The organism is Pedobacter sp. 01N416 (genome assembly GCF_056399685.1).
Map to the genome: position 1 here is coordinate 1 of NZ_JBFTRT010000126.1, position 10,392 is coordinate 10,392.

General features: G+C 36.3%; 7 protein-coding genes. 5 read left to right on the forward strand and 2 right to left on the reverse strand.

What is annotated here, in order from left to right:
* Together AC1DND_RS09000 and AC1DND_RS09005 are read right to left on the reverse strand one after the other, a co-directional pair.
* Positions 1–292: response regulator (locus AC1DND_RS09000; RefSeq protein WP_477580936.1), on the reverse strand; the 292-nt coding region annotated here is incomplete at its 3' end.
* Positions 293–427: 135 nt separating this feature from the next.
* Positions 428–805 carry an endonuclease domain-containing protein gene (locus AC1DND_RS09005; RefSeq protein WP_477580938.1) on the reverse strand — a complete coding sequence of 126 codons (378 nt, stop codon included), beginning with the start codon at positions 803–805 and terminating at the stop codon, positions 428–430.
* A gap of 320 nt (positions 806–1,125) precedes the next feature.
* Between AC1DND_RS09005 and AC1DND_RS09010 the strand changes: the two genes are divergently transcribed.
* From AC1DND_RS09010 to AC1DND_RS09030, 5 genes are all read left to right on the forward strand, one after another.
* Positions 1,126–2,370, forward strand: coding sequence for an efflux RND transporter periplasmic adaptor subunit (locus AC1DND_RS09010; protein ID WP_477580940.1), 1,245 nt, complete (start codon positions 1,126–1,128; stop codon positions 2,368–2,370).
* Between the two features lie 110 nt (positions 2,371–2,480).
* Positions 2,481–3,179, forward strand: a complete 699-nt coding sequence (locus AC1DND_RS09015; protein ID WP_029275061.1) for an ABC transporter ATP-binding protein — start codon at positions 2,481–2,483, stop codon at positions 3,177–3,179.
* 233 nt (positions 3,180–3,412) lie between these two features.
* Positions 3,413–5,782, forward strand: a complete 2,370-nt coding sequence (locus AC1DND_RS09020) for an ABC transporter permease (protein ID WP_477580942.1) — start codon at positions 3,413–3,415, stop codon at positions 5,780–5,782.
* Between the two features lie 77 nt (positions 5,783–5,859).
* Positions 5,860–8,232 carry an ABC transporter permease gene (locus AC1DND_RS09025; RefSeq protein ID WP_477580944.1) on the forward strand — a complete coding sequence of 791 codons (2,373 nt, stop codon included), beginning with the start codon at positions 5,860–5,862 and terminating at the stop codon, positions 8,230–8,232.
* Positions 8,233–8,301: 69 nt separating this feature from the next.
* On the forward strand, positions 8,302–10,392 hold a 2,091-nt coding region (locus AC1DND_RS09030; RefSeq protein WP_477580946.1), incomplete at its 3' end, for an ABC transporter permease.

The following is a 10,392-nucleotide window of genomic DNA, read 5'->3' on the forward strand; positions in this document are numbered from 1 at the left end:
CCTTTACTGCCAGTTCAACATTGCCAAAAGCAGTCATTAATATGACTACATAATCTTTATCAATCGATAAAATATGTTCTAGCCAATAAAGACCTTCGCGGCCATCACTTGCACCTTTTTGGTAGTTCATATCCAGCAAGATGATATCAATTTCATTTTTGCTCAATAAAACATTGATCTCTTTAGGCGATTTACATGTAATTACCTGCTTTACCTGCTGCTTTAAAAACAAACGGGCACTAAGCAGGATATCGTCATCATCATCGATAATTAAAACTGTGGCGTCAAGCATAACCTCTCCCTATTAATTTAGTATATATTTATTCTTTTTTGCTGTCCCTCTCCTTCAAGAGAGGGATTTGTGGTAAAGTGGTTTGAACCTAATGTTCTTGTATGGTGTGATTTTTTGGTGCCTGCCTCTCTATCCTCAAGGAGAAAGGTATTTTTTAATAACATTTATAACCTCATTCAGATTATTATTTACACCCGCATTCGTAAATCGAATTATCGTTATTCCAATCTCCTTAAGTTCATCAGTACGGTTTTGATCATATTCTTGATTTTCGTGATGATTATGTATTCCTCCATCAATTTCAATAATTAATTTAGCCTCGTGGCAGTAAAAATCTGCAATAAACTTATGTACTGGATGCTGCCTCCTAAATTTAAAATTGAGGATTTTTCTATTCCTCAAACATTGCCACATGATTTCTTCAGCCTCCGTTTGATTTTTCCGCAATGCTTTCGAAAACTCAAACAGCTTCAAATTGGCACCATGAAATAACTTATCCTTATACTCCTCCATATCTAATAGACTTATGTCAAGTTAATTAAATATAATGGTTTTGTTTTTTATGATATGAATTCTCTTTAAAAAGAGGCCTTTTTGACCTTCTCTTTTCTGCATGCTTCTATCTACTCCCTGCCCCCTCTCCACATGGAGAGGGGATGAAGGGGTGAGGCAAAAATACCAAAACTGTCCGCTCCCGCACATCAACTGTCCGATAATGAACATATAAAAAATAAGATAACTATTAATTTGTTGATTATTAGTGTTTTAAATATGTTTTATGCTTTTGGCACAAGCTTGGTTATTAGTGATTCCAAACAGTACAACCGAACACAATGGATAAGAAAATAGAGAAAAAAAGATTTAGCACTAAAACCCTGTTAATTATAGGCGGAGCAATTGCTTTTGTAACAGTTGTAATTTATGGCTATACTTTATCCCTCAAAAAAGTTTACAGCGCAGATGCCGATAAATTAACCATCAGTAAAGTAGAATATGGCGACTTTGAAGATGTAGTGTTATTAAATGCCAGTGTAGTTCCATTAACTTCGGTAATTGTAAGTTCATCAGAAGGTGGAACAGTTGCCGAAATTTTTACCGAAAATGGTGCTTCGGTAGTTAAAGGAACCCCCCTATTAAGAATCTCCAACTCAAATGCCATGTTGAGTTATACTTCAAGTCAAACAGCAGCTACCGAGCAGATTAACCAGTTGCGTAAATCGCGATTGGATTTAGAGCAAAATCAAAGGGTTTTAAATCAGGATGTTTTAGATGTAGAAAATAGCTTAAGAACAGCAACCCGTCAGTATAGATTAGATAGCTCACTATTTTCTAAAAAAGTAATCACACTTCAGGAATTTAATAAATCGAACCAGGATTACGAATATTACCAGGGTAAACTGAAAATTGTGCGTCAAGCGATTAAACAAGAAAACCAAAGCAGAAAGATGCAGTTGGCTCAGATCGATCAATCGATGGGGCAAATGAACGAAAGTTTAGAGATGATCCGCAAAAACATCGAAAATATGACCATTAAGGCGCCTGTATCTGGTAAATTATCTTCTTACGATCCGGTAATCGGTAAATCTTATAACTCTAACGAAATGATTGGAAAGATTGACGTGTTGCAGGGTTATAAACTTCAGGCAGGAGTTGATGAATATTATATTAATCGGGTAAAAGAAGGACAAACCGCTAACTGTGAGTTTAATGGTAAAACTTATAATTTAACCGTGAGTAAAGTAATCCCTGAGGTTACTGCAGGTCAGTTTCAGGTAGAAATGGTTTTTAAGGGCGCAGCACCTGAAGGTTTACGTCGCGGATTATCGTTACAAACAAAATTAACCTTATCTGACAATAGCAAATCGCTGCTTCTTGCCCAGGGACAGTTTTTCCAGAGTACAGGCGGCTCTTGGGTATTTGTAGTAAACAATGGTAAAGCCACCAAGAAAAACGTTAAAATCGGACGAAAAAATTATCTGTACTATGAAATATTGGATGGTTTGCAGAAAGGCGATGAAGTAATCACTTCATCTTACGATCAGTTTAACCAGTACGATCAGGTGGAGATTAATAAATAGCTTAGCGTTTAGAGGTAGGCGTTTAGCGCCAATTAACAAATTAGACAATAATATAACCAGGTCTTGATACCTGATACTAAATACTTGATACTAGAATAATACTTGATACTATGATTAAAATAGAAAATCTGGAAAAAGTTTACAAAACTGAAGAGGTAGAAACCACTGCGCTGAATGGTATTAACCTCCATGTTGGAGCAGGAGAATTTGTTTCCATCATGGGCCCGTCGGGCTGTGGGAAATCTACCCTATTAAATGTAATGGGTTTGTTGGATAAGCCCGAAAGTGGAAGCTACAAATTTATCGATACAGAGCTTTTAACGCTTAACGATAGAGAACGTTCAAATTTCCGTAAAAGAAATATGGGATTCGTTTTCCAGAATTTCAATTTGATTGATGAATTAACTGTTTTCGAAAACATCGAACTACCCTTGATTTATAACAAAATTCCAGCTGGAGAACGCAAGAAACTGGTAAATGAAATTATCGAAAGAATGAATATTGTAAACCGTAGTGGTCACTTTCCACAACAGTTATCAGGTGGGCAGCAGCAGCGTGTGGCCGTAGCAAGGGCTTTGGTTACCAAGCCGAAGTTGGTTTTGGCCGATGAGCCTACCGGAAATTTGGATAGTTCTCATGGTAATGAAGTGATGGAGCTACTTTGCGAACTGAATGAAACCGGAACTACCATTGTAATGGTTACGCACTCCAGTCATGATGCCAGTTTTTCGAACAGAATCATCAACCTGAAAGATGGTCACGTGATTTCTGAAAAGATCAATAAAAGCAGAAACGAAGAGCTGATATAAGGGGAGAAGACTGAAGGTTTTAAGGTAGAAGGTCGAATTATGTCAACCTGTAACCCTCTACCTTCCTACCTTCAACCTCAAAAAGATTTTAGTTTAGTTAATGATAGGTCTGCCCAAAATCTTCCTGGATAGGAAGATTGGGTGCAGGCATAAGAAAGGTAAAAGGTTCAAAGCTAAAAGGCGTATGGTTTATGCGCCCCAGACCTTACCTCAAACCGTAAACCTCACAAAATATGTTCAAATTAAACTTAAAAATAGCCTTACGTAACCTTTGGAAAAACAAGGGTTTCTCCTTAATTAACATAGGAGGATTAGCCATAGGCTTAGCCAGTTGCATGGTTTTGCTACTGTATGTTGCTTACGAGTGGAGCTACGATAAACAGTTCTCCAATCATGATAAAACTTATGTAGTTTATCAAAACATGGAGGCAAGTGGTAAAACTTTTAGCTGGGCGTGGACACCAAATGTTATGGCTAAAGAAGTGCAAGAAAAAATCCCTGGCGTTAAATATGCTTCTCACACTACTTATCCGAGAAAACAACTCATTACCGTTGGCGATAATAAGATAAATAGCAATGCCGTATTTGCCGATCAGAATTTTATTAAAATATTGGATTATAAATTTCTTGAAGGTAATTCGGCCAGAGTTTTAAAAGATGTAAATACCATTATTCTGACCAAGTCTTTTGCAACAAAGTTATTTGGAAATGAAGATCCTATTAATAAGACAGTAAAGCTCGAAAACGAAGAAGTATTAAAAGTTGAAGCTGTAATAGAAGATGCTCCTGCAAATAGCAGCATAATTTTTGAATGTATTATGCCTTGGGCATTATTCGAAAAGCGTCAATCTTGGGTAAAGGAAGGCAATTGGGGGAACAACATGTGTTTAACACTTGTTCAGTTAAAGGATAATACTTTTTTTACTACTGCAAATGATTTGATGCATGGTATTTACAAACGCAATCAAAAAGATAATACATCAGTAGCTTTATTACATCCTTTAACCAAGTGGCATTTATATGATGATTTTGTAAACGGTAAATCAATAGGTGGTAAAATAGATCAACTTAAAATATTTTTAGTGCTGGCCTTTTGCATATTGCTAATTGCCTGTGTAAATTTTATGAATTTATCTACAGCACGCTCAGAGCGTAGGGCAAAAGAAGTTGGTGTTCGTAAAGCAATTGGATCAACACGTAAATCGTTAATTAATCAGTTTTTTTTAGAATCGCTGCTCATCACATTTATCGCCACAGTTTTAGCTTTTATCTTAATTGAGGTTAGTTTGCCATATTTTAATAGTCTGTTAGATATTAAATTAACAATCGATTATTATAATGGCAAATTTTGGTTAACATTATTGGGTTTGATGATTTTAACCGGATTTATTGCGGGTAGTTATCCAGCGCTTTATCTATCTTCTTTTGAACCTATCAAAGTTTTAAAAGGTTTCACGCTTAAAGCAGATTCATCCGCTTCGGTGAGGAAAGTATTAGTGGTTGGCCAATTCGTTTTTGCTGCAAGTTTAATTATTTGTACGGCTGTAATTTATCAGCAACTTAATTATGTTAAAAATAAACCTATTGGTTACGATCAATCCAATTTAATTCAAATAGCGGTAGCCGGTAAAATGAACGATGCTGTTAAATTAGAATTGCTTAAAACGCAATTACTAGCATCAGGCGCTGCAAGCGATGTTACTTTTTTTAGCACAGATTTTACTGAAGGTGGAGATAATACTACAGGTGTAAGTTGGGAAGGTAAAAATCCAAACGAGGCTATTTCTTTTAACCATAGAACAATAGGATATGATTTTGTTGAAACTATTGGAACTAAGATGGTTAGTGGTAGGGAGTTTTCTGCGAAATTTCCTAATGATACAAGTAGTATATTGTTAAACGAAGCAGCAGTGAAAATGATGGGATTAAAGAATCCGATCGGTAAGGTTATTACTTTCTGGGATAAAAAGCTAACTACAGTTGGGATAGTAAAAGATTTTGTAATAGAAAGTGCTTATCAAAGAGTGGCCCCTATGATTTTCAGGGTAAATCAAAGGGACGACGCGAGGGTTATCATTGTACGGTTAAATCCGAATCAAAATATCAGTTCATCACTGGGTAAAATCGATGATATAGTAAAGCAAATGGAACCCAATTATCCTGTTAACCGCAAATTTGTGAACGAATCTTTTGAAGTGAAATTTAAAAATGAAAAACTTTTAGGTTCACTTTCAAACTGGTTTGGTGGTTTCGCAATCTTCATTTCCTGTTTAGGATTATTAGGCCTGGCGCTTTTTATGGCMGAGCAACGCAAAAAAGAGATCAGTATCCGTAAGGTTTTAGGTGCCAGCACTGGCAATATCCTCGTATTGCTAAATAAAGATTTTATAAAATTGGTGGCCATTGCCAATCTTATAGCATTCCCATTAGCATATATTATTGTAAATAAATGGCTTTCAGCTTTCGAGTATCGCATCTCTATATCTGCATTGCCGTTTATAGCCGCAATTAGTCTTTCCGTAATCATTGCCATACTCACTGTAAGTATTCAATCGGTTAAAGTAGCGAAGGCAAACCCTGTTGATGCATTAAAATATGAATAAAACCTGCGTGCAGCGTTTGGCGTTAAGCGATAAATCCCCGCCAAACACCAAACACTGTGCGCTAAACCCTAAACCTTATGTTCAAATTAAACTTAAAAATTGCACTGCGTAACCTTTGGCGAAACAAGGTAAGCTCGTTTATTAACGTAATTGGGTTGGCTATTGGTTTGGCAGCCTGTTTAATGTTGCTCTTGTATGTTACCTATGAATGGAACTTTGATAAGCACTACAGAAACTCAGAAAATCTGTATACGGTTATGACTAATATTCCTGATGGAAATGGCGGTGTGTCGAAGACATTTGAAGGAACAACAACAGCGCTCGGACCATTATTAAGGGAACGCATTCCCGAAATAAAAAACCTTGCAAGGATGAACTACATCAAAAAAAGTTTAATTGCAAATGGAGAAAATGGATTTAAGAAAGACGGGAAATTCGCTGAACCGGATATTTTAAAGCTATTTAATTATGAATTTATTGTGGGTAATGCCAAAACCGCAATGAAAAACCCGAAATCTGTAATTCTTACTGAGACAATGGCGAAAATTCTTTTCGGTACAACAAATGTATTAAACAAATCTGTCCGTTATCAGGATAGTGAAAATTTGACGGTAACCGGTGTAATAAAAGATATACCTCAAAATAGCTCACTTAAGTTCGATTTTTTAATGCCTTGGGCCTTTTATGAAATGGTTGATGAAAGCGCGAAGAATTTGGGATGGGGTAATTACAGTTTTGTAACGATGTTTTCTCTTAATCCTAATGCAGACATTGATGTTGTGAACAGGAAAATTGACGAGGCTGTTAAAGCAAATAATAAGCAAACCGACCAACCTTTCGTAGCATTCCAATATGCTAAACTGCACTTATTTGGTAAATTTGAAAATGGAAAAAGTGTAGGCGGCGACATTGAACAAATATGGCTTTTTACTGGTCTTGCTTTTGGTATTTTACTCATTGCTTGTATCAATTTTATGAACATGGCTACGGCCAAATCAGAAAAACGGGCGAAAGAAGTTGGTATTAAGAAGACAATTGGCGCAAATCGAATTTCATTAATTTTTCAATTTTTAACAGAGTCAATGGTACTTACCTTAATTGCGGTTGTGATCGCAATTGCGCTGCTCGAAATCTGTTTGCCTGCATTTAATGGTCTTTTAAATATCAATCTCGGCATATCTTATTTTAATTTAACCAGTTGGATTGGCATATTGGGAATAGTTATCGCTACRGGTTTAATCGCAGGWAGTTATCCCGCATTTTATTTATCTGCTTTTAACCCGATCCAAACTTTAAAAAGGAAAATAAAATCGAAAGGTTTGGCATCTGTAAGCTTAAGGCAAGTCCTTGTTGTAAGCCAGTTTTGTTTTGCTATCGTTCTGATTATTTCAACGCTGGTTATTTATCATCAAATTCAATACATTAAAAATAGACCACTGGGCATAGATACCAAAGCATTGATTGAGATTCCTCAGGATGGACAGCTAAAAAATCAGTTTGAGGTTTACAAGCAAAAAATACTGCAATCTGATGCTGTAACAAGTTTAAATAAATCTTCAACAAAATTATCACACCACGGTTCAAATTTTACCGATGTTCGTTGGCCTGGAATGGTTCAGGAGAATAATGATAACCTGTTTAATAAGGTTGAAGCCAGCTATGATTTCATAAAAACTAATGGTATAAAATTGTTGGAAGGGCGGGATTTTTCTAAAAAATTTGCATCGGATTCTGCAGCCGTTCTTATTAGTTCTGCAACCGCAAAAGTAATGAACTTAAAAAAACCAGTAGGGCAAATTCTTACCATTTTTGGTGATAAAAGGGTGATTATTGGAGTTTTTGATGATTATGTATGGGATTCACCTTATAAATCGAATAACCCAATGATACTTTATTTTAACGATAAGTATACAAGTTACATCACGATGAGGCTAAATACTTCGAATACCATTCAGCAAAATATTGAAACAATTACCCGAATTACCAAAGATATTAATCCTGCTTACCCGGTTGAAATCTCATTTTTAGATGACGTATACAGTGATTTGTTCCAAAAGGAGAAAACTTTAGGCATCCTTTCAAATCTTTTTGGCGGACTGGCCATATTCGTTTCCTGCCTGGGGCTGTTCGGTTTGGTGGCCTATAGTGCCGAGCAACGAACAAAAGAATTTGGTGTACGCAAGGTACTTGGCGCCTCTTTACTTAATTTAATGCAGTTGCTCTCGTTCTCTTTTGTAAAAATGATTGTGGTTGCTATCGTTATCGCTATTCCTTTGAGTTATTATTTAATGAATAAATGGTTGATGAAGTTTGAATTCCACACCGAAATATCATGGTGGATTATTCCCACAGCCGCTATCGGGACTTTATTAATGGCAGTGATTACCGTAAGTTTTCAGGCTTACAAAACCGCAAACGCCAACCCTGTTGATGCACTTAAATATGAATAATTCAGTTGACAGTTTTCAGTTAGCAATATAACAATTAACCAGTTTAACAATTTATACAGTTAACCTATCATGTTCAGATTAAACTTTAAAATAGCACTACGTAACCTTTGGAAAAACAAAGGCTTCACATTAATTAATGTAGGTGGCTTAGCTATCGGAATGGCCTGTTGTTTAATGTTACTTTTGTACGTTAACTACGAATGGAGTTTCGATAAGCAATATAGAAATGCCGATAAGGTATATTTTGCCGCATTAAATTTAAAGTTTAACGGCAAGCTGGCCACTACGATGGCCGTTCCGAATAAACTGGCCAAAGCTGGGGTTTCAGAATTGCCAGGCATTAAAAGTGCAACCCGCATTTCAATGAACAATGGCCAGAAATTATACAGCCATAACCGGAATAATTTTAAATTAATAGGATTTAATGTAGATCCTGATTTTTTAAAAATCCTTGAACAGAAATTTATCTATGGCGATCCAGGTACTGCTTTATCTGAGCCTAATAACGTATTGATAAGCGAATCGACAGCAAAGAAATTATTTGGCGATCAGAATCCAATCGGACAAAGTATTAAATACGATAACAGGGTAGACTTAAAAGTTAGTGCTGTAATACAGGATCTGCCAAAAAATCAAACCATGCAGTTTGATGTTTTGCAGCCATGGGCTTTTTTTGAGCAGGAAAATCCGTCTGAAAAAAATAACGGTTGGGGAGCAATTACTTGTTTGACCTTATTTCAGCTTAAAGATAATGCTTCTTTAGATGCAACAAACGCAGCACTAAAACATTTCATCGTAAACAAAGAACCCAATTTAAAAGAAATGACATACGAACCTTTTCTTTTTCCTTTAAGCAAATTTCACTTATACGGTGATTTTGACAATGGAAAATCGGTGGGGGGCAAAATTGATCAGTTGCGATTATTTGTTTTTCTGGCCATCTGTGTATTATTTATCGCCTGCATCAATTACATGAATCTTTCAACTGCTAAGTCGGAGAAACGTGCCCGTGAGGTAGGGGTTAGAAAGGCTTTAGGTTCTACCAGAAATACAATAATGGGACAGTTTATGGTAGAGTCAATACTATTGTCTTTTTTAGCAATGTTAATTGCCTTTACACTGCTCGAAGTCTCGTTACCTTACTTTAACAACTTACTCGATATCTCGATCAAAATTAATTACAATGCTTATCAATTTTGGAGCTTATTACTTGCTATGGTACTGGTAACTGGTTTACTTGCTGGTAGTTATCCTGCATTTTACCTTTCATCATTTATACCCGTAAAGGTATTAAAAGGCTTTAAAGGTTCAACGGGCTCACTATCTATCCGCAAAACACTGGTAGTAGTGCAGTTTAGCCTTTCTATCTGCATGATTATTTCGGCAATTGTAATTTACAGCCAAATTCAGCACCTTAAAAATAAGCCCTTAGGCTTTGATGAGACTGCGCTGGTACAGATCGATTTAGAAGGAGAGTGGACAAAGCCACAGAAATTGCAGACTTTTAAAAATGAATTGGAGCGGGTAGGTGCTACAATTGCTACAACAGAATATGCTAGCTCGTTTACAGATGGTGGTTCAATTACCAGCGACATTCAATGGCCAGGCAAGCCCAAAAATGATGTCTCGATTATTAATTATAGAAGTACAGGTTTCGATTTTGCCAAAACAACTGGTGTAAAGATTCTAGCAGGAAGAGATTTTGATCCTAAATTTTCGGCTGATACAGCTACATCTTTGCTCCTCAACCAAACTGCCGTTAAAATAATGGGGTTAAAAAACCCTGTGGGTACTGTTATCCATTGGGGCGATAATCCGCCACTTAAAGTGGTGGGTGTGGTGCAAGATTATTCTAACGAATCGCTTGCTTCTAAAATACAGCCAACAGTTTATTATTACAATGTTAAAACGAGTCGGGTTTTGCTGCTTAAACTTAATCCTAAGCAATCGCTTTCTAATTCAATCGAAGCGATAAAATCGGTTAGTCAACGTTTAAATCCTGCTTATCCAATTGAAGTGAAACTCGTTAGTCAGGGCATGGCCGAAAAACTCCGGAGCGAAAAGTTGCTCAGTGTACTTTCCAATATTTTTGGAGGATTTGCCATTTTTATTTCCTGTTTAGGTTTACTGGGTTTAGCGTTATATACCGCTGAACAGCGC

Coding starts and splice junctions, on each gene's coding strand:
- AC1DND_RS09010 (WP_477580940.1), top strand. CDS start 1,126: ATGGATAAGAAAATAGAGAAAAAAAGATTTAGCACTAAAACCCTGTTA.
- AC1DND_RS09015 (WP_029275061.1), top strand. CDS start 2,481: ATGATTAAAATAGAAAATCTGGAAAAAGTTTACAAAACTGAAGAGGTA.
- AC1DND_RS09005 (WP_477580938.1), bottom strand. CDS start 805: ATGGAGGAGTATAAGGATAAGTTATTTCATGGTGCCAATTTGAAGCTG.